We start from the raw sequence: 19,845 nt of genomic DNA on the forward strand, positions 1-19,845 counted from the left end.
GCACACGGGGGTCGGTCCCTCCCCCGGGCACCCGACCGTGCCCGGACAGGAGGGACCTCCGCCCCGCCCCCGACACCCGCGCGACCCCCCACCGGTGCAACCCCCACCGAGGAGACTCATGTCCGGGCTCACACGTGCCAGAAAGACCGCCGCGACCCTGGTGGCCACCGCCGCCGCGGCGGCGACCGCGCTGCTCGTCTCCCCCGCGGCGAGCGCCGCCCCCCAGCCCATCGTCGGCGGGACGACCACCACCACCACGGCGTACCCCTTCATGATGCAGATCACCGACGCGTCCGGTGACCAGTTCTGCGGCGGCACCCTCGTGGCGGCGAAGAAGGTCGTGACGGCCGCGCACTGCATGGTCGGCGAGACCACCGGCAGCGTCCGCGTGGTCGGCGGCCGGACCTACCTGAACGGCACCGACGGCACGGTGAGCAAGGTCAGCAAGATCTGGATCGACCCGGACTACACGGACGCCACCGACGGCGACGACGTGGCCGTGCTGACCCTGTCGACGGCGATGCCGTACACCGCGGCGCCGTACGTCTCCTCCTCCCAGACGGGGGTGTACGCGGCCGGCACCTCGGCCCGGATCCTCGGCTGGGGCACCACCCGGGAGAACGGCAGCTCCTCCAACCAGCTGCGGACCGCGACCGTCCCGATCGTGTCCGACTCCAGCTGCCGTTCCTCCTACGGTTCGGACTTCGTCCAGTCCGACATGGTCTGCGCCGGATACACGTCCGGCGGCGTGGACACCTGCCAGGGCGACAGCGGCGGTCCCCTGCTCATCGGGGGCGTCCTGGCAGGGATCACTTCCTGGGGCGAGGGGTGCGCGGAGGCCGGGTACCCGGGTGTCTACACCCGGCTGACCACCTTCTCGAACCTGGTGGCCGCGCAGGTCGGCTCGTGACCGGGAGGACTTCCCGAGCACTGCTCGGGTGATTGCCGGGGGGCGTTGCGAGCCACCACGAGCGGCCCGCAACGCCCCCTCTCCACCGCCCGCCCCCTCTCCACCGCTTCGCCCGCGTCTCCCCCGCGCGGCACGCGGCCGGTTCACGGTGTGCCGTCGCACACCGACGGCACCCAGGTCAGTCCCGGGGTGTCGCTGAGGGTGTCCAGGGAGCGCAGCAGGGTCTTCACGTGGGCGGGGTGGGCGAGGAACTCGATGGTCGCCTCGGCGAACGCGTCGCGCACCGAGGGCGGCATCGCGTCGGAGGCGTCGAAGCAGTGCACCGCCTCCTCGTCCAGGAGCGTGGCGGCGAGGGACCGGTGCCAGGCGGAGCCGGCGGCGCCGGGGGCGGGCTGGGCGTCGGCGTGCACGGAGAAGCCGGACTCGCTGGCGTTCCAGGCGCGTTGGGCCCCTGCGGAGGCGAGGTGACGGATCAGCCGCTTCGCCTGCGGGGTGCTGTGCAGCAGGGCGACCAGGTCCCCGGAGACCTCCCACGCCCCGGTGGCGGTGGCCCCGGGGATCAGCCGGCCGGAGGGCTCGTAGTCGCCGTGGACGCGTCTCCAGGACTCCTGGGTGCGGATGAACGACGCCTGGTGCTCCAGCGTGCAGCCCCGCGGGCTGTCGGTGACCGGTTCCGACGCCTCCAGGTACGGGGTCGTCAGGGCCCGCCGGACGAGGTCCCGGTCGCCTCCGCCGCCGACCAGGCCGCGCCAGGTGTCGAACGCCCGCTCCACCTGCTTGGACTGCCAGGGCAGATCGCCGCGCGCCCATCGCGCGTACACCCGCGGGCCGGACTGCTGCAGCAGGATGTCCTCGATCCAGTCGGTGCCGGGCCAGCCGCTGGTGGCGCCGGAGTTCATGCCCACACACCACTCGGCCGGCCGGTGCGCCGCCTTCCTGCGCTGCTGCGGACCGACACCGTCCGGGTACCAGACGATGCTCTTCACGTCGGCCTTGAGCGGGAACCAGTACACGTGCCCGTCCGCGAGCGGAGTGGCCCAGGACGGGCCGAAGTCGTCGCGCGTGATGAGGTCCTCCAGGGGGGCGAGCTGCTCCTGCCGTGCGTACTGGGCGAGTTCGCCGGGACCGGTCAGCACCACCACGTCGGGCGGCGTCCCGGCCTCCACGTCGGCGCCCAGGACCTGGCTCTCCGCGGAGCTGCCCTGGTAGTCGACCCGGATGTGGTACTTGCGTTCGAACGGTTCGATCACCGCCTTCCGGAAGTTCTGTTCGTCGTGGCCGGTCCAGTTGGCCAGCAGGGTGACGGCCGGCTCCTGCCCGAGGACGCGTACGCCCACCACGACGGCCGCCGCCAGGACGGCCAGGCAGCTCGCCACCACGGTCACGGTGCGGACCAGGCGGCGGGTGGGGCGGGGCGGCGGCCCGGGGGCGGCGGCGGGCGCGGGAGCGCTCCGGTGCGCGCTCACCGGGGCCTGAACCGGTAGTCGTCGAGGTGCCGCCGCAGTCCCGTCTCGGCGAGGGCCATGAGCAGGATGCCTCCGATCAGGATCCACACCGCCGCCGCCGCGCGGAAGCCGGTGTGCCGCAGGTACGAGGCGGTCTGCCGCCCCGCGTCGGGGATGTGCCGACCGGTGAGCCGGCGGTCGAGCAGGGTGCGGGTGTCCGCCATTCCGTGCTGCGTCCACAGCGTGAACAGCACGGCGGTGGCCACCAGGGCCAGCGAGAGGGCTCCGGCCGCCAGCAGGTGACGGTTGTAGCGGCGCCGGAAGCGGCGGCGGAGGAAGAGCTGCGTCTCCACCAGCGCGGCGCCGAGGGCCAGGGTCAGCAGCAGGGTGGCGGTCCAGGAGAGCCACAGCAGCGGGCCGAAGGAGGTCTGCCGGTGCACGGCGGCACGCTGCTGCCGTTGCAGGGCCGTCAGGCGGACCTGTATCCCGGCCGCCTTGTCGTTCAGGACGCTGGTGGCGTAGCTGAGGTAGGCCTCGCGCAGCACGCTGCCGTGGGGCTGCAGTTGCGCCTGCTGGACCTTCACGGCGTAGACGGTGATCAGCCCGGTGATCGTCCGCAGGGTCTGCCGGCCGGCCGGGCCGCCGACGCCGTCCGCGGCGGCGACCGACAGGTTCTGCGCGGCGGCCGAGATCTGCTTCTGGAAGTCGCTGGTCGGCGCCGGCGCCCGGGCGTCCTCCTGGGCCCGGCCGAGGGCGTACACGGCGGTGTCCAGGGAGAGTACCGCCGGGGCGCTGGAGGTGCGCAGCGGGTTCGCGTCGCCGTGCACGCCCTGGTACGACAGGAACAGCGACACGGTGAGCAGCACCGCCAGCGCGAGCAGCAGGCGGTGGCGCACCGTGAGGTCGTGCGCGGTGGTGCTGGTCCCCTCCGGCGGGCGCCGCCCGGCGCCGAGGAGCCGGGCGAGCAGGTCGCCGGCCGCCCGGGCCGGCGCGCGGCGGTCGGTCTCCCCCGCCTGCCGGGACACGGGGAAGGGCGTGCCGGTGTCCGGGCCGGGGCCGCCCGTGGTCGCCTCGCCGGTGCTCACGCGGACGCCTCCCTCAGCTGCCGCCCGCAGTCGCCGCCGCAGTACACGGAGTCGGCCGGTCCGAGCCACTTGCAGTGGGGGCACTCGACGAGCCCGTCGGGGCGGGTGGGCGGGGCGGGAGCGGCCGGCCGGGACGGCGGGGCGGAGACCCCCTCCCCCGGTGGGGCGGGGGTGCCCTTCCCCGGTGGACCGGGCGTCCCGGGCCCCGCCGGCTCCGCCTCCGCGCCGGCGCGCCGGGCCTCCTCCCCCGCTGCGGCCGGCTCCGCCCCCGTGCCCGCCCCCGTGCCCGTTGCCGTGCCTGCCGCCGGGCGCGGCGGGGTCGTCAGGGCGCTGGAGAGGATCAGGTGCTGCCAGTCGACGTCCTTCAGGCCGGGCCGCACCCGTCCGGTGCCGGGTGCGGCCTCGATGTGGCGGAGCGCGGCGAGGAGCTGGGCGTCGCCCAGCTCACCGGCCAGGGCGAGGGCGTGCGTGAGGGCGCGGTCGGCCGCGGCGCCGTCGTCGGTGCCGCGCAGCCAGGCCTGGTAGGCGCGGGCGACGGCGGCGCTCACCTGCTGGTACAGCTCGTGCCGGCGGACGCCGGGGTGCTGCCGGGAGGCGTCGAGCGGGTTGTCGGTCCAGCGCACCAGGATGGGCCGCGGCGCGGGCAGCCGCACCGGCCGGCCGAACTCGGGCACGACGATCTCCACGGCGGCGAGCTGCAGGTCCTCGCCCCTCTCGCGGCCGGTCGGGTCGGCGGTCAGCACGACCTGGAAGTGCCGTACCTCGTCGCCCCAGGCACGGGTGACGTACTCGACGCCGCGCCCGCCGGACCCGGCCGTGACGGGCAGCAGCTCCTGCTCGCTCGGCACGACCTGGGTGACCTGGCGGATCACCGTGCCGGGGGTGGGGGTGAGCCGGATGCGCAGCTCGGGCACCGCCGTGCCGAGCAGTCCGGCCACCAGTTCCTCGTAGGCCGCGGTCAGTTCGGACGCGGCGCGGACGGCCCCGGCCCGGCCGTGCAGCCGCCGGGTGATGCGCAGCAGCAGTTCCGCGTCCCAGTCGTCGCCGATGCCCCAGGCGTCGCAGACGAAGCGTCCCTCGCAGGCGGCGAGCGCGGTGTCCAGGGACACGGCGGCCCGGTGGTCGTGCTCGTTGCGCCCGTCGGTGAGCAGCAGGACGTGCTTGACGGGGGCGGGATGGTCCTTGAGCAGCCACCGGGCGAGATCGAGCCAGGCTCCGATGGCGGTTCCGCCGTCCGCGTCCAGGATCCGGATGGCGCGTTCGGCGGCCTCGCGTTCGGCGGGCCCGGCGACGGCGAGCACCGGGCGGCCTGGCCCGGGGTGGACCAGGGTGGCGTCGAACCGCCCGGCGAGCACGGCGAAGGCGGTGCCGTCGGGCAGCATCCGGACCGCCGCGGCGGTGGCGTCCTTCGCGGCGTGCAGTTTGGCGGCCGGGTGGAGCATCGAGCGGGAGGTGTCGACGATCAGCACCTCGGCGAGCGCGGGCCCGGTGCCGGGCACCGGCTCACCGGCGCGCCCCGCTCCGCCCCGGCTGCGCACCCCGATCTCCAGGATGGCGTGCATCTCCCGGCCGGGGGGCCGCCCGGCCGTGTCCGGCACGGCGGGCAGCTCCTTTCGCTGACCGACCGCGAGCGTCACCTCGGTCTCCTCGGCCACGGCCATTGCTGCCTCTTCCCGGAACCTCGTCGATCAGAAGGTGGTCATCGGCCGGACCGCGTGGGCCAGGTCGAGCAGCCGCCCGTGTTCCCGGGCGGTGCGGGCCTGCCCGGCCAGGTGCCGGAAGGACTGCTCCAGCAGGGTGCGCAGGCCGTCCTCGTCGCCGGGGCCGAGGAGTTCCCCGGTGGGGAAGTCCGGCCCCCAGCCCTGGCGGGGCCGGCTGTGCAGGGCGTTCTCGCGGATCTCGGCGACCAGCCGGGCGCGGGACTCGCCGGCCGCGGCGCCGCCGTCGAGGCGCAGGTCCGGCAGCCGCCGGGCGGCGTCGCGCAGGCCGGCCGGGGTGGGCGGGCTGCCGTGCACGACGCCCGCGCGGATGCGGACGGCGGCGATGCGGGCGGCGTCGTGGTGCCGGGAGGTGGCGGGGACCTCGTCGAGGACGCGGACGGCGGCGTCCCGGTCGCCGCGGGCCAGGTGGCCGCGGGCCAGGCCGAAGGCGGCGGCGGTGTGCGCGGAGTCCCGTCTCCACACGGCCTCGTAGAACCGCATGGCGCGGGCCGTGTGCCGGCCGCCGGTGTGCTCGGCGCAGTGGCCGAGGGCCAGTTTGGGCACGTACTCGCCGGGCAGGGCCCGGTAGACGGCGTCGAAGCATGCGCCGGCCCGGTCCACGTCGCCCCTGCTGAGGTGAAGGACGCCGCGGTGCCAGGCGATGCGCCAGTCGTGGGCGGCGGCGCGTTCGCCGAGCTGGGTCTCGGCCTCGGCGAGCCAGGTCTCCGCGGCGTGCCGCTCGCCCTTCCTGAGGTAGGCGCGGCACAGCCACAGCGCGGTCTCCGCCGTGGCCAGGCGGGACTCGTGGGGCCACTGCCGGGCGACCCGGTCGGGGGCGTCGGACGGGAAGGCGCCGAGGAGGAGCGCGGCGCCGTCGTCGGGATCGGGGACCGGCTCGGGGAGGGCCCCGGCGGCCTCCGCCGCGGAGGGCGGGGAGACGTCCAGACCGGCGGGCCGCTCGCCGGCCCGGGCGGTCCAGTGGGCGAGGGACGGGATGACGCCGAGTCCCGCGTCGAGGCTGGCGCCGGTGGCGTGGAACCGGGTGGAGCTCTCCGGCAGCTGCTCGCCGAACTGCAGGGACCGGTACTCGCGCAGGACCTCCCAGAGCTGGCGGGACATCTCGGCCGCCGTGCGGAACCGGGCGCGGGGTTCGGCGTGGGTGGCGCGCTCGACGATCCGGCGGAAGGAGTCGGGGGCGAGGCCGCGGGCGGGTTCGGCGCCGCGGGCCAGGGCCTGGAGGGTCATGCCGACGGTGTAGAGGTCGCTGTCGACGTGCCAGCCGCGGTGGTCGATCTCCTCCTTGGGCGGGGCGAAGCCGGGGGTGTAGACGTAGGCGGAGGTGCGGTCGCCGATGGCTCGGACGGCGCCGAGGTCGATGACCTTGACGGCCCGGCCGAAGTGGATGACGTTGGCGGGCTTCATGTCGCAGTACAGCAGGCCGCGTTCGTGCATGTACTGCAGGGCGCCGAGGATCTTGCAGCCGTAGGTGAGGACGTGGTCGAGGCGGGGGCGGCCGTGGAAGATCCGCTCGACGTCGGGCGCGTCGAAGAGCTGCTGCAGGGAGCGTCCGCCGATGTAGTCCATGACGAGGTAGCCGGTCGGCGGGCGGCCGGGGGCCCGGTGCTCGGCGTAGGTGACGATGCGGACGATGTCGGGGTGGTGCAGGTCGGTGAGGGACCGGCGCTCCTCGACGGCGGTGCGGCGGGCGAGGGCGTCGTGCACGTTGATCTGGCTCTTGAGCACGACCCGGTGGCCTTCGGCGCGGGTGTCCTCGGCCAGGTGGATCCAGCCGAGGCCGCCGTGGGCGAGGCAGCCGAGGACCCGGTAGTGGTCGGCGACGACGTCGCCCTCGGCGAGCGGGGGCAGGAAGGAGTAGGGCGTGCCGCAGCGGGGGCAGCGGCCCGTGGCGCGGGCGGGCTGGCCGCCGTAGCCGACCCCGATGGTCATGGTGCAGCCGCCGGCGCCGCAGCGGCGGCCTCCGGTGGGCGGGCGGGGGTCCGCCACGAGCACGTCGTCGGGGACGGGCACCTCGGGCAGGACGACGAGTCCGTGCTGGTCGAGTTCGCCGACCCCGGCGACGGCGTGCACGGTCGCCGGTGCGGGCGGCTCCTGCGCCTCGGCGACCGGGGGCGGGTCCGGCGGTGCGGTGCGCTGCTCGGCGTGCCGGTGGCCGCAGGTGTCGCAGTAGCCGGTGGCCATGATGCGGCCCGCGCAGCCGGGCCGGGCGCACGGGGTCACGACGCGCCCTCCTGTCCGGGCGCGGCGGAGCAGAATCCGACGAACCGCTCGACGGCCGCCTCGGCCCGCTCGATGTCGCAGGGGGTCTGCCGCAGCAGCGACAGGGCGTGCTCGTAGAGCCGGTACGCCTCCATGATCCGGTCGCCGTGGGCGGCGGCCCGCTGCCGGCACAGCGGCCACTCGGCGCCGATGCGGCCGAGGAGTTCCTCGCGGCGGCGCAGCCGGGCGTCGAGCAGTTCGAGGGCCTGCTCCAGGCGCCGCCGGCGGCGGCCGACGGCGGCCTCGAACGTGAACAGCAGGTCGGCGCGCCCCGGTTCGCGCTCCTCGTCCGGGGTGTGGTCGACCCAGGCGCGCAGCATGCGGGTGCGCCGTACGCCGGCTTCGGCCCGGTCCAGCAGCTGCCGGGTGCCGGGCGCGGGCAGCACCCGGTCCCGCCGGAGGTCGAGGGCGGGGCCCAGTTCGCCGATGATGCGGTCGAGTTCGCCGTGCAGGCGTCTCCAGCGGGCGCGGAGCGGGCCGTGCACGAGGCTCTCGGCGGCCTGGCCGGCGTGCTCGCCGGGTCGCCGGAACACCAGCAGCAGCCGGGCCTCCTGCCGGGCGAGCCGGTCCAGCAGGCCGAGCAGCGCCTCGGGTTCGGCCGCCCGGTCCACGGCGACGAGGACGGCGGCGAGCGGGACGCGCAGCGCGCCGAGCCGTTCGGGACGGGGGTCGTCGCGGATACCGAGACGTTCGGCGATCCGGTCCATGACCTCGGCCGCCGTCATCCCCTCGACGTCCAGGGCGAGATCGTGGCCGCCGGCCGGCGGCACGGTCTCGGGCGGGTCGTGGCTGACGGCGCTGGTGTTGCGGTGGGTGCGCAGTTCCCGGTCGGCGAGGGTGACGGCCCGCTGCAGGGTCCAGGCGCGGTCCCCGCGGGCCGGGACGACGGTGACGAGCACCGGCCAGCCCTCGCCGCGGAACCAGGCGGCGAGTTCGGTGGCGAAGGGGACGTCGAGCCGGCCGGCGGGGGCGCCGGCGCCGCTGCGCAGCCGCCGGTCGACGGCCTCGGCGCCGTCGGTCCAGGCGGCGACCTGCGGCAGGTGGCTGAGGATGGTCTCGGTGGGGCTCATGTAGCTGAAGGCCCAGCCCGGTCCCTCGTCGACGCTGAGGACGATGCCGATGACCTGGTCGGTGGCGTGGTCGACGACGCCGCCGCCGCTGAAGCCGGGGGCGGCGAGCTCGCCGGGGCTGAGCGGGCGCAGCTGCACCTGGCTGTCGCGGCCGCGGGCGGCGACCAGGGTGGCGCCGTGCCAGCGGCCGCCGTCGTCGCCGTCGGGGAAGCCGTACATGCTGACGGGGCCGTGCGGGGCGGCGAGCCGGTAGAGCCGGGTGGCGTGCCCGGCGGGCAGCGGCGGGGACAGGCGCAGCAGGGCGAGGTCGCCGCTGCGGTCCCCGAAGGCGTCCTGCTGCTGGGGCACGTACTCGTCGGCGCGGACGGCGGCGGCGACGGCGGCGAGGCCGGGCACGCCGACGAGGCGGACCCGGTAGTCGCCGCCCGGGCCGACCACGTGGGCCGCGGTGAGGACCCGGTCCGGGGCGAGCAGCACGCCCGCGCCGAGGACCCGCCCGTCCGGCGCCTCGATGCGGGCGATCCAGGACGGCGTCCGTAACAGCGAAGTGACGACTCGCTCCCCCGTGCGCGTCATGGTCCCGAGGTTACTGCGCGTACGCACCCGGTACCACTGGTGTGCACGAGGTCGTTGCGGAGCCGCGGCCGCCGGGCGCCCGGGCGCTCGTCGGCGGCCGCGCTCGCCGCCGTACCGCGCCCCCTCCTGCCGCCCGGCGCCGCGCGCGCCCCGGCGTGGTGAGCTGCCCGGAGTCCGCGCGGCGGGCGGCGGCGGAAGGGCCGGCCGGCGGGGTGGACGGCGGCGCGGGTCCGTTGGAGCGCGGTGGACCAACTCGGTAACGTATGGCCGAAATTCGCACAGTCGTTCGCTATACACCGTGCGTATAGTCCGGTCATGTCTCCGTCGACCGAAACGGTCCCGCCGCCGATCCACGCGCCCGGGAAGACGCGCGCGAGGCGCCGGGGGTTCCGTCCGCCCGCCCTCGCCCTTGCCGCGGCCTGCCTCGCGCTCACCTTGTCCGGCTGCGCCCGGTCCGGCACCACCGCCCCGAGCGCCGCACGCGCCGAAGCGGCGCACGGGGCCCCGGCCGCCTTCGGCGCCGTCGACTGCCGCCGGGCCAGGTGCATCGCGCTCACCTTCGACGCGGGGCCGAGCGAGAACTCGGCGCGGCTGCTCGACATCCTGAAGGAGAAGAAGGTGCCGGCCACCTTCTTCCTGCTCGGCGCGCGGCACATCGAGAGGTACCCGGAGCTGGTCCGGCGGATGGCGGCCGAGGGGCACGAGGTCGCGAGCCACACCTGGGACCACAAGATCCTCACCCGCTTGCCGGACGCGCGGATACGCGAGGAACTCACGCGGCCCAACGACGCGATCGAACGGCTCACCGGGCGCAGGCCGACGCTCATGCGGCCCCCGCAGGGCCGCACGGACGCGAAGGTGCACGCCATCTGCAAGGAACTGGGCCTGGCGGAGGTGCTGTGGAGCGTGACCGCCAAGGACTACACCACCGACGACCCGGCGCTGATCACCGAACGCGTCCTCGCGCAGGCGTCCCGCGACGGGATCATCCTGCTGCACGACATCTACCGGGGCACCGTCCCGGCCGTGCCGGGCATCGTCGACGCGCTGAAGGCGCGCGGCTACGTCTTCGTGACGGTCCCTCAGCTCCTGGCGCCCGGCAGGGCGGAGGCGGGCGAGGTGTACCGGCCCTGAGCCCGCCGGCGGTCACAGTCCGCCGCCGAGCCCGGGCGGGTCGTCCATGACGTACTCCGGCCCGGGCGCAGGGGCCAGTGCGTGCCCCGGCGGCAGCGCCTCCCTGCCGTGCAGGGCCACCGGCCCGAGGACAGCGGGGTCACCCGTGCCGGGGCCGGGGTGGGGGTCGGGCGCCCACCTGCCCTTCTTCGCCAGCGCGACGGCCCAGCGGGGACGGCCCTGGGCGGTGACGGCTGTGCCGCCACCACAGCAGGTGCGCGCCGCAAGCAGGGGCACGTGGCAGAGCACGATCCCGTAGGAGCCGGCGACGCGGGCGGCGACGGCGGCCGCCGCGGTGGGCGCCCACGCGAGCCCGAGCGCCGCCAGGAAGGCCTCACAGGCCTTGCGGACGGCTCCCGCCCGTGCGGGTTCGTTCCCCAGGCCGTCGCGGACCAGCCGTGCGGTGATGCGGTCGACCCGCTCGTCGTCCCGCGCCGCCCTCGGCAGGCCGAAGGACGCGTACGGCCGGCCGCGCAGTTCACGCGGCCGCGTCGACGAACGCGGCCTCGACGTCGTCCTGCGCCCGGCAGCCGGCCGGACACACGCGTATCCCGTCGTGCCTCCCGGACATCCCGAGCCGGCCGGTGTCCCGCATGCGCACCGCCGCCACCTCGAAGAGCCGCGCGGCGCCGCCCCGCAGGCGAGCGACCTCGTACAGGTGGGCCAGGGGCTCCGGCGCCCGCGGCGAGACGACGGCGGCGCGCACCCCGCGCACCGCGCGGCCGCTGCGGAGGGCGGCCCCGACGAGCACGGCGGCCGTGACGGCCGGCACGACGACGCTGATCGCTTCCACCGGCATGGCGCTCCCCCGCTCGGTCCGGCCCGTCCAGAAGGCGGCATACCCGGACGCACGGACGGAACGCCGGCTTCCGCGCGGTCGGCCGCACCCGACGGCGTGCCGGAGGCGCCGCACCGCGGCCGGCAGCGGCGTCGCGGCACCGGGGCGCGGCCGCGATCCGTTGGGCCGGACAGGTGAGCCGTGGGCGAACCCGCAGGTGGGCGGCGGCGGTTCCCTACGATCGTGCCGTGCCCCTCTTCTCTTTCGAACGCACCGTGCCGCTCCCGCCCGCGGAGGTGTGGCGCCGGCTCACCGAGTGGCCCCGCCACGCCGACGCGGTGCCACTGACCCGGATCAGGCTGCTCACGCCCGCGCCGACCCGCGAGGGCACCCGTTTCGTGGCCCGCTCGGGCGTCGGGCCGCTGTGCCTCGACGACGAGATGGAGGTGACGGTGTGGCGCCCGCCCGCCGACGGCGAGGGCGGGCTGTGCCGGCTGGAGAAGCGCGGCCGGGTGATCCTCGGCTGGGCGGAGATCGAGGTCCGGCCGGGGCCGGGGGGCCGCAGCCGGGTGGTGTGGCGGGAAGACCTGCGGGTGCGTTTCCTGCCGCGCGCCTTCGACGGCGTCCTGGGGGCGGCGTCCCGCCGGGTGTTCGGCCGGGCGGCGAACCGGCTGCTGCGGCGGCCCTGAACCCGCCGTTTCAGTCCGTGCGGCCGGTCACCGCGACCGTCACGCCCACGCCGATCATGGTGAGCCCGCCGGCTCCGCCGACCGCGGCGAGGCGCCGGGGCGAGCGCGCGAACCAGTCCCGGGCGGCCGAGGCGGCCAGTCCCCAGGCGCTGTCGCAGACCACCGCGATGGCGTTGAACACCAGTCCCAGCAGCAGCATCTGCACCGGTACGCGTCCCTGGCCCCGGTCCACGAACTGGGGCAGGACGGCGGCGAAGAACACCATCGTCTTGGGGTTGGCCACGCCGACCGCGAACCCCTGCCAGAAGGTGCGCAGGCCGCCGTGCGCGGGCCGCCCGGGCTCCGCGATCGCGGTCCGCAGCGCACCGCGCCCCCGCCACGCCCTGACACCGAGGTGCACCAGGTAGGCGGCGCCCGCGAGCTTGAGCGCGGTGAAGAGGAGGACCGAGCGCTCGACGACCGGTCCGATGCCGAACGCGACGGCCGCGACCAGGACGTACGCGCCGAGCGTGTTGCCGACGACGGTGGTCAGCGCGGCACGGCGGCCGTGGGCCAGGGCCCGTCCGATCACGAACAGGACGCTGGGACCCGGCACCAGGATCAGCAGGAGCGACAGTGCGGCGAAGGCCGCGAGCCGGTCGGGGGACGCCATGCCGCCATGGAACACAGGGGCGGCGACGGCCCGCAACCCCTTTCCGCCCGCCGGCCCCTGTCCGGGCGGTGGGCTCAGGCCACCGATCCGATCGGCCCGGCCGGCCGCCCGGCCGTGTCGTGGTGGATGGGCGTGTGCGCACCCGTCAGCGGCGCCCCGCTGCCGCCGCGCCGGCCGGCGACGATCTCCGCCGCGATGGACAGGGCCGTCTCCTCCGGGGTCCGCGCGCCCAGGTCGAGGCCGATCGGGGAGCGCAGCCGGGCCAGTTCCGGTTCGGTGACGCCGACCTCGCGGAGCCGTCCGAGGCGGTCCAGGTGGGTGCGGCGGGAGCCCATCGCGCCGACGTAGGCGACCGGCAGCCGCAGCGCCAGCCGCAGCAGCGGCACGTCGAACTTGGCGTCGTGGGTGAGGACGCACAGCACGGTGCGGCCGTCCACCCCGGTGCGCTCGAGGTACCGGTGGGGCCACTCCACGACGACCTCGTCGGCCTCCGGGAAGCGGGCCCGCGTCGCGAACACCGGGCGGGCGTCGCACACCGTCACGTGGTAGCCCAGGAACTTGCCGACGCGCACGAGCGCCGACGCGAAGTCGACCGCCCCGAACACGATCATGCGGGGGGCGGGGACCGAGGACTCCACCAGGACCGTCAGCGGGGAGCCGCAGCGCGAGCCCCGCTCCCCGATCCGCACGGTCCCGGTGCGGCCCGCGTCCAGGAAGGCGCCGGCCTCGGCGGCGACCGTGCGGTCCAGCTCGGGACGGACGCCGAAGGAGCCGTCGGACGACCCGTCCGGGCGGACCAGCAGGGCCCGGCCCCGCAGCGGCGCCGGTCCCTTCGCGATCCGGGCCACCGCCGCCGGCTCCCCCCGGGCGGCGGCGGCCAGCGCGGCCGCGACCACCGGCCGGGCGGGATCGTCCGCGCGGACCGGCGCGACGAGGACGTCGATGACGCCGCCGCAGGTCAGGCCGACGGCGAAGGCGTCCTCGTCGCTGTGGCCGAAGCGCTCCAGGACGGTCTGCCCGTCCTGGAGCGCCTGCCGGCACAGGTCGTACACGGCGCCCTCCACGCATCCGCCGGAGACCGAGCCGACGGCCGTGCCGCCCGTGTCCACCGCGAGGGCGGCGCCGGGCCGGCGCGGGGCGCTGCCCCCGACGGCGACGACGGTGGCGACGGCGAAGTCACGCCCCTGCTCGACCCACCGGTTCAGCTCCTCGGCGATGTCCAGCATCTCTCGCTCTCCTCGACGGGTTCGGGTGTGCGGGCGGCGGCGGGACCGGTTCCTGCGCGCCCGGCCGGCCCCCGCGGGGACGAAGGCGAAGTAGACCGGGAAGCCGCGGGCCAAACCCGCCGGGAGGGTGCGGCGCCCCGTGCGGCGCCCCGTGCGCCGCCCCGTGCGCCGCCGGGGGGGCCGTGGGGTCTCACGCGGTGCCCGTCAGATGCTCGGGCCGCACCGGGGTGCGGGCGAGCTCCAGTCCGGTCGCGTCGCGGATCGCCGCGAGGACGGCCGGGGTGGACGACAGGGTGGGGGCCTCGCCGGCGCCGCGCAGCCCGTACGGGGCGTGGTCGTCGGCGAGTTCGAGCACCTCCACCGGGATGGCCGGCGTGTCGAGGATGGTGGGGATCAGGTAGTCCGTGAAGGAGGGGTTGACGACCTTCGCCGTGCGGGGGTCGACGACGATCTCCTCCATCAGGGCCATGCCCAGGCCCTGGACCGTGCCGCCCTGGATCTGGCCGACGACGGCGAGCGGGTTGAGCGCCTTGCCGACGTCCTGGGCGCAGGCCAGTTCGACCACCTTCACCAGGCCCAGTCCGGTGTCGACCTCGACCACCGCGCGGTGGGCGGCGAACGAGTACTGGACGTGCCCGTTGCCCTGGCCGGTGCGGGGGTCGAACGGCTCGGTCGGCCGGTGCCGCCACTCCTGCTCCACCTCCACGGCCTCGTCGCCGAGGACGTCGGCCAGGTCGGCCAGCACCTCGCCGGCGCCGGTGACGACCTTGCCGCCCTCCAGGCGCAGCCCGGCGGACGCCCACGCCGGGTGGCGGGAGCCGAACCTGCGGCGGCCGAGCTCGACGACCTGCTCCCGGACGCGCTCGCAGGCGTGTCTGACGGCGCCTCCGGTGACGTACGTCTGCCGCGAGGCCGAGGTGGAACCGGCGCTGCCCACCCGGGTGTCGGCGGGGTGGATCGTCACCTGGGCGACGCCCAGCTCGGTGCGGGCGATCTGCGCCTGGACGGTGACGCCGCCCTGGCCGACCTCCGCCATCGCGGTGTGCACGGTGGCCACCGGCTCGCCGCCCACGACCTCCATGCGCACCCGGGCGGTGGAGTAGTCGTCGAAGCCCTCGGAGTAGCCGACGTTCTTGATGCCGACCGCGTAGCCCACGCCCCGGACGACTCCTTCGCCGTGCGTGGTGTTGGACAGCCCGCCGGGCAGCTGCCGCACGTCGACGCCCTCGCTGGACTCCCACTGGCGCTCGGGCGGCATCGGCAGCGCCTTGACGCGGCGCAGCAGTTCGGCGACCGGAGCGGGCGAGTCGACCGGCTGCCCGGTCGGCATGAGCGTGCCCTGTTCCATCGCGTTGAGCTGCCGGAACTCCACCGGATCCAGGCCCAGCGCCTTGGCCAGCCTGTCCATCTGCGCCTCGTAGGCGAAGCACGCCTGGACCGCGCCGAAGCCGCGCATGGCGCCGCAGGGCGGGTTGTTGGTGTAGAGGGCGAGGGCCTCGATGTCGACGGCGTCCACGGCGTACGGCCCGACGCCCAGCGAGGAGGCGTTGCCGACGACCGCCGGGGAGGTGGAGGCGTAGGCGCCGCCGTCCAGGACGATCCGGCACTTCACGTGCGTGAGCCTGCCGTCCCGGGTGGCGCCGTGCTCGTAGGACAGCTTCGCCGGGTGGCGGTGGACGTGCCCGAAGAAGGACTCGAACCGGTTGTAGACCATCTTGACGGGTCTGCCGGTGCGCAGGGCGAGGAGGCAGGCGTGGATCTGCATGGACAGGTCCTCGCGCCCGCCGAACGCGCCGCCGACGCCGGCCAGCGTCATGCGCACCTTGTCCTCGGGCAGGCCGAGGACGGGAGCGATCTGGCGCAGGTCGGAGTGGAGCCACTGGGTGGCGATGTAGAGATGGACGCCGCCGTCCTCCTCGGGGACGGCGAGGCCGGACTCGGGCCCGAGGAAGGCCTGGTCCTGCATGCCGAAGGCGTACTCGCCCGTCACGATCACGTCCGCCCGCCCGCGGGCCTGCTCCACGTCGCCGCGGACGATCGGCTGGCGGTGCACGATGTTGGGGTGCGGGACGTGGCGGAGGCGGTCGTCGTCGCGGTCGCCGTGGACGAGGACCGCGTCCGGGGCGAGTGCCGACCGCTCGTCGGTGATCACGGGGAGCTCGCGGTAGCCGACCTCGATCCGGGCGGCGGCGCGGCGGGCCGTCTCCGGGTGGTCGGCGGCGACGATCGCGACCGGCTCGCCGTGGTGGCGCACCTTGCCGTGCGCGAGGACCGGGGTGTCCCTGATCTCCAGGCCGTAGTGCCTCACCCCGGCGGGCAGGTCGTCGTACGTCAGGACGGCGTGCACACCCGGCGTGGCCAGCGCCTTGGAGGTGTCGACGGACAGGATCTCGGCGTGGGCGACGGTGGAGCGCAGGATCTGGCCCCAGAGCATGTCCTCGTGCCACAGGTCGGACGCGTAGGCGAACTCGCCGGTGACCTTCAGGGTGCCGTCCGGGCGGTGCGCGGACTCGCCGACGCCGCCTCTGGTCCGGGCGCCCTGGGTGATCCTGGTCGGTGCGCCCAGGGGGGCGCCTTCCCGCCGGAGGGCGGGGGAGGGCTCGGGTGACGTCATGACCGGGCCCCCTCGTTCCGGCGGGCGGCCGCCAGCCGCACCGCGTTCATGATCGTCTCGTAGCCGGTGCAGCGGCACAGGTTCCCGGACAGCGCCTCGCGGATGTCGGCGTCCGTCGGGTTCGGGTTCCGCTCCAGCAGATCGTCGGAGGCGACGAGCAGACCCGGGGTGCAGAACCCGCACTGGACGGCGCCGGCGTCGAGGAAGGCCTGCTGGACCGGCGACAGCTCGCCGCCCTCGCCGGCGTGCGAGTCGGCGTGCCCGGCCGGCAGGTCCCCGGCCCCGTCCGGCGGGGCGCCGGCCGCACCGGAGCCGCCTCGGGAGCGCCGCCCGGCGTACTCCGCCAGACCTTCGACGGTCACGACCTCCCGGCCCTCGGCCTGGCCGGCCGCGACCAGGCAGGAGCAGACCGGGACGCCGTCCAGGCGGACCGTGCAGGAGCCGCACTCGCCCTGCTCGCAGGCGTTCTTGGACCCGGGCAGGCCGAGGCGTTCGCGCAGGACGTACAGCAGGGACTCGCCCTCCCAGACGTCGTCGGCCTCCTGCGGGCGTCCGTTGACGGTGAGGCGGACGCGCATCACGCGGCTCCCTTCGGCGCGCGGCGGGCGCCGCGGTAGGACTCCCAGGTCCAGGCGAGCGTCCGGCGGGCCATGACGCCGACCGCGTGGCGGCGGTAGGCCGCGGTGCCCCGGACGTCGTCGATCGGGTCGCAGGCGCCGGAGCACAGCTCCGCGAACCGCTGGGCGACCGACGGGGCGACCGCCTTTCCGTTGTCCCAGTGGCCGCCCTCCTCCAGGGCCGCGTTCAGGAAGTCCTCGGCGGCCTTCGCCCGCACCGGGGTGGGGGCGGCCGAGCCGATGCCGGTGCGCACGGTGCGGGTCCGCGGGTGCAGGGCCAGCCCGAAGGCGCACACGGCGATGACCATGGCGTTGCGGGTGCCCGCCTTCGCGTACTGCTGCGGGCCGTCCGCCGTCGCGACGTGCACGGCGCGGATCAGCTCGTCGGGCCGGAGCGCGTTGCGCTTGACGCCCGTGTAGAACGCGTCGACGGGGATGAGCCGGGTGCCGCGGGCCGCCGACTCCACCTCCACCTCGGCGCCGGCGGCGAGGAGGGCGGGGTGGGCGTCGCCGGCGGGCGAGGCGGTGCCGAGGTTGCCGCCGACGCCGCCGCGGTTGCGGATCTGCGGGGAGGCGACCATGCGGGAGGCGAGCGCCAGGCCCGGCAGCCGGGCGCCGAGGTCCTCCAGGATCCTGGTGTACGGGACGCAGGCTCCCAGCCGTACGGCGTCCTCGCCGGCCTCCCATTCGCGCAGGTCGCTGATGCGGGTGAGGTCCAGGAGCCGCTCGGGCCGCCGGCGGCCGAAGTTGATCTCGACCATCACGTCGGTGCCGCCCGCGATCGGCACGGCGGCGGGGTGCTCGGCCTTCGCGGCGAGCGCCTCCTCCCAGCTGGCGGGGCGAAGGAAGTCCATGGGCCGGCTCTCTTCTCGTCTGATGGGCCGAACGGATCCGGCCGGGCCGCGGGCGGCGGGCGGGACTCGTTCCCTGTCCTGTTGACGCGAAGCGGACTCCGTACACCGCCGCTGCTCCAGCGGGGTCAGTCACCGAAGGCGTGGACGGGTTGGCTGGCCACAACAGACATCTTGTAGATTCATATGAACGGAGGTCCTCGGCAGCCTCTCCGCTCTCGGAGAAACGCGAGAAACGGCGGGAGTCCCGCGGCACACGCCCCCGAGGGGCGCACCCGCGCCGGGCGCTCCCCCGTCACCTCCACGATCCATCGTAGGTTTCGAGACACAGAACGGCGGCGACGAGATGCGGCTGCGCGCACTGCTGAACACCGATGCGCTGGGCCTGCGGCTGCTCTACGGCGAGGACGAGCTGGACCGCGCGGTGCGCGGGGTCATGACCACCGACCTGCGCGACCCGAGCCGCTACCTGTCGGGCGGCGAGCTGGTGCTGACCGGCCTGGCCTGGCGCCGGGACGCCGCCGACTCCGAGCCCTTCGTCCGCATCCTGGTGCAGGCCGGGGTGGCGGCGCTCGCGGCCGGCGAGGCGGAGCTGAGCGATGTGCCCGAGGACCTGGTGCTGGCCTGTGCCCGGCACCGGCTGCCGCTGTTCGCGGTGCACGAGTCGGTGGCGTTCGCGACGATCACCGAGCACGTCGTCCGGCAGGTCTCCGGCGAGCGCGCCGGGGACCTGGCCGCGGTGGTGGACCGGCACCGCCGGATGATGACCTCGGGTCCGGCGGGCGGCGGCCCGGACGTGGTCCTGGACCTGCTCGGCTCCGACCTCGACCTGCGGGCCTGGGTGCTCTCCCCCACCGGCCGGATGATCGCCGGCCCCAGGGCGGCGGGACCGGCGCCGTCCGCCGGCGACTGCACCCGGCTCGCCGCGGAGCACCTGGCCGCCACCCGCACCGGCCGCCGCGGCCCGCACCGCGTCACGCTGGACGGCACCGTCTACTCGCTGTTCCCGGTCCGCTCCTCCGGCCGCTCCCCGCGGGCCTCCCGGGACGTGCGCGAGACGGTCCTGTCGGACTGGCTGCTGGCCGTGCAGGCGGACGCCGGCGACTGGCCGGAGGAACGGCTCGACCTGCTCCACGGCGTCACCCAGCTGATCGCCGTCGAACGGGACCGCCGCGACGCGGCCCGCACGGTCCGCCGCCGGCTCGCCCAGGAGGTGCTGGAACTCGTCCAGACCGGCGCCGCGCCCGCCGAGATCGCCGCCCGCCTGCGCGTGGCCGCGCCGGTGCTGCTGCCCGGGCTCGGGGCGGCCCCGCACTGGCAGGTCGTGGTGGCCCGAGTGGAGTGGGACGGCGGCGAGGTGGAGGGCGGCCCGGTCGCCCAGTCCCTGCTGGAGGAGATCCTGGTCGACCCCCTGGCGACCGGCCCGGAGCCCTCCGACCGCATCGCCGTCGCACACACCGGCGACGAGGCGGTCGCCCTGGTGCCGCTGCCCGCGGTCTCCGCCGAGCACGACGGCTCCGAGACCGGCCTGCTCGCCGACTCGCTCCTGCGGACGGTGCGGGAGCCGCTGTCGGCCGGCCTGGACGGCGACGGGCGGCTCACCCTCGGCGTCAGCGCGGCCGTGCACTCGGCGGAGGGCCTGCGCGGCGCCCTGGAGGAGGCCCGGCACGCCCGCCGGGTGGCGGCGGCGCGGCCCGGCCGGGTCTGCGCGGCCGGCCACCACGAGCTGGCCTCGCACGTGCTGCTGCTGCCCTTCGTCCCGGACGACGTCCGCCGCGCGTTCACCGCCCGGCTGCTGGACCCGCTGAAGGAGTACGACCGCCGGCACCGGGCGGAGCTGATCGAGACCCTGGAGGCGTTCCTCGACTGCGACGGCTCCTGGACCCGCTGCGCCACCCGGCTGCACCTCCACGTCAACACGCTGCGCTACCGGGTGGGCCGGATCGAGCAGTTGACCGGGCGGGACCTGTCCCGTCTGGAGGACAAGCTCGACTTCTTCCTCGCGCTGCGCATGGGCTGAGGCCGCGGGGGGGCGCGCGGGGGCCGGACTCGGCCCCGTGCGCGCTCCACGACTTTGTGAAATCTTTCACCCGCCCTCTTGGCCCGGCCCCGCGATCGGTGCTGGAATGCCGCCACCACTCAACAGCTCGATGGCGTGCTCGGGGAGGGCAACGTGGCGCAT

The 19,845-nt window shown here is 75.9% G+C and carries 16 protein-coding genes; 4 read left to right on the forward strand and 12 right to left on the reverse strand.

What is annotated here, in order from left to right; translation table 11 throughout:
- Positions 1-118: 118 nt before the first annotated feature.
- Positions 119-910 (forward strand): serine protease, encoded by a 792-nt coding sequence (locus ABZ261_RS00660; protein ID WP_356854376.1) that lies wholly within the window; start codon positions 119-121, stop codon positions 908-910.
- 143 nt (positions 911-1,053) lie between these two features.
- Here the strand turns inward: ABZ261_RS00660 and ABZ261_RS00665 are convergent, their stop codons facing one another.
- The 5 genes from ABZ261_RS00665 to ABZ261_RS00685 are packed head-to-tail and all read right to left on the reverse strand — an operon-like array spanning position 1,054 to position 9,063.
- Positions 1,054-2,376, reverse strand: a complete 1,323-nt coding sequence (locus ABZ261_RS00665; protein ID WP_356854377.1) for an ABC transporter substrate-binding protein — start codon at positions 2,374-2,376, stop codon at positions 1,054-1,056.
- Positions 2,373-3,440, reverse strand: coding sequence for a hypothetical protein (locus ABZ261_RS00670; RefSeq protein WP_356854378.1), 1,068 nt, complete (start codon positions 3,438-3,440; stop codon positions 2,373-2,375). The genes ABZ261_RS00665 and ABZ261_RS00670 overlap by 4 nt, the downstream gene beginning before the upstream one ends.
- A complete protein-coding gene (locus ABZ261_RS00675) occupies positions 3,437-5,101 on the reverse strand; it encodes a VWA domain-containing protein (protein ID WP_356854379.1) in 1,665 nt (554 codons plus the stop codon). Before ABZ261_RS00675 ends, ABZ261_RS00670 begins: the two co-directional genes overlap by 4 nt.
- 27 nt (positions 5,102-5,128) lie before the next feature.
- Positions 5,129-7,378: a tetratricopeptide repeat protein gene (locus ABZ261_RS00680; RefSeq protein WP_356854380.1), complete on the reverse strand. Its 2,250-nt coding sequence runs from the start codon at positions 7,376-7,378 to the stop codon at positions 5,129-5,131.
- Positions 7,375-9,063 carry a serine protease gene (locus ABZ261_RS00685; protein WP_356854381.1) on the reverse strand — a complete coding sequence of 563 codons (1,689 nt, stop codon included), beginning with the start codon at positions 9,061-9,063 and terminating at the stop codon, positions 7,375-7,377. Before ABZ261_RS00685 ends, ABZ261_RS00680 begins: the two co-directional genes overlap by 4 nt.
- Before the next feature lie 315 nt (positions 9,064-9,378).
- On the opposite strand from ABZ261_RS00685, the gene ABZ261_RS00690 reads away from it, so the two are divergent.
- Entirely contained in the window at positions 9,379-10,197 is an 819-nt protein-coding gene (locus ABZ261_RS00690) for a polysaccharide deacetylase family protein (RefSeq protein ID WP_356854382.1), read from the forward strand.
- A gap of 12 nt (positions 10,198-10,209) precedes the next feature.
- Here ABZ261_RS00690 and ABZ261_RS00695 read toward each other — a convergent pair whose 3' ends face one another.
- Together ABZ261_RS00695 and ABZ261_RS00700 are read right to left on the reverse strand one after the other, a co-directional pair.
- Positions 10,210-10,473, reverse strand: a complete 264-nt coding sequence (locus ABZ261_RS00695) for a hypothetical protein (protein ID WP_356854383.1) — start codon at positions 10,471-10,473, stop codon at positions 10,210-10,212.
- Positions 10,474-10,714: 241 nt separating this feature from the next.
- Positions 10,715-11,035 carry a hypothetical protein gene (locus ABZ261_RS00700; RefSeq protein WP_356854384.1) on the reverse strand — a complete coding sequence of 107 codons (321 nt, stop codon included), beginning with the start codon at positions 11,033-11,035 and terminating at the stop codon, positions 10,715-10,717.
- A gap of 227 nt (positions 11,036-11,262) precedes the next feature.
- Between ABZ261_RS00700 and ABZ261_RS00705 the strand changes: the two genes are divergently transcribed.
- Positions 11,263-11,703, forward strand: coding sequence for an SRPBCC family protein (locus tag ABZ261_RS00705; RefSeq protein WP_356854385.1), 441 nt, complete (start codon positions 11,263-11,265; stop codon positions 11,701-11,703).
- Between the two features lie 10 nt (positions 11,704-11,713).
- Here ABZ261_RS00705 and ABZ261_RS00710 read toward each other — a convergent pair whose 3' ends face one another.
- From ABZ261_RS00710 to ABZ261_RS00730, 5 genes are all read right to left on the reverse strand, one after another.
- Positions 11,714-12,355, reverse strand: a complete 642-nt coding sequence (locus ABZ261_RS00710; RefSeq protein WP_356854386.1) for a LysE family translocator — start codon at positions 12,353-12,355, stop codon at positions 11,714-11,716.
- 74 nt (positions 12,356-12,429) lie between these two features.
- Complete coding sequence (locus ABZ261_RS00715) at positions 12,430-13,581, reverse strand: XdhC/CoxI family protein (RefSeq protein WP_356854387.1); 1,152 nt, start codon at positions 13,579-13,581, stop codon at positions 12,430-12,432.
- A gap of 190 nt (positions 13,582-13,771) precedes the next feature.
- Positions 13,772-16,195: a molybdopterin cofactor-binding domain-containing protein gene (locus ABZ261_RS00720; protein WP_356854388.1), complete on the reverse strand. Its 2,424-nt coding sequence runs from the start codon at positions 16,193-16,195 to the stop codon at positions 13,772-13,774.
- Positions 16,192-16,773 carry a (2Fe-2S)-binding protein gene (locus ABZ261_RS00725; protein ID WP_356854389.1) on the reverse strand — a complete coding sequence of 194 codons (582 nt, stop codon included), beginning with the start codon at positions 16,771-16,773 and terminating at the stop codon, positions 16,192-16,194. Before ABZ261_RS00725 ends, ABZ261_RS00720 begins: the two co-directional genes overlap by 4 nt.
- A complete protein-coding gene (locus ABZ261_RS00730; RefSeq protein ID WP_356854390.1) occupies positions 16,773-17,666 on the reverse strand; it encodes an FAD binding domain-containing protein in 894 nt (297 codons plus the stop codon). The genes ABZ261_RS00725 and ABZ261_RS00730 overlap by 1 nt, the downstream gene beginning before the upstream one ends.
- 343 nt (positions 17,667-18,009) lie before the next feature.
- Here ABZ261_RS00730 and ABZ261_RS00735 point away from each other — a divergent pair, with 343 nt between their 5' ends.
- Entirely contained in the window at positions 18,010-19,683 is a 1,674-nt protein-coding gene (locus tag ABZ261_RS00735) for a PucR family transcriptional regulator ligand-binding domain-containing protein (protein ID WP_356854391.1), read from the forward strand.
- Positions 19,684-19,845 lie beyond the last annotated feature (162 nt).

The organism is Streptomyces sp. NPDC006193 (genome assembly GCF_040613915.1).
Taxonomy (GTDB): domain Bacteria; phylum Actinomycetota; class Actinomycetes; order Streptomycetales; family Streptomycetaceae; genus Streptomyces.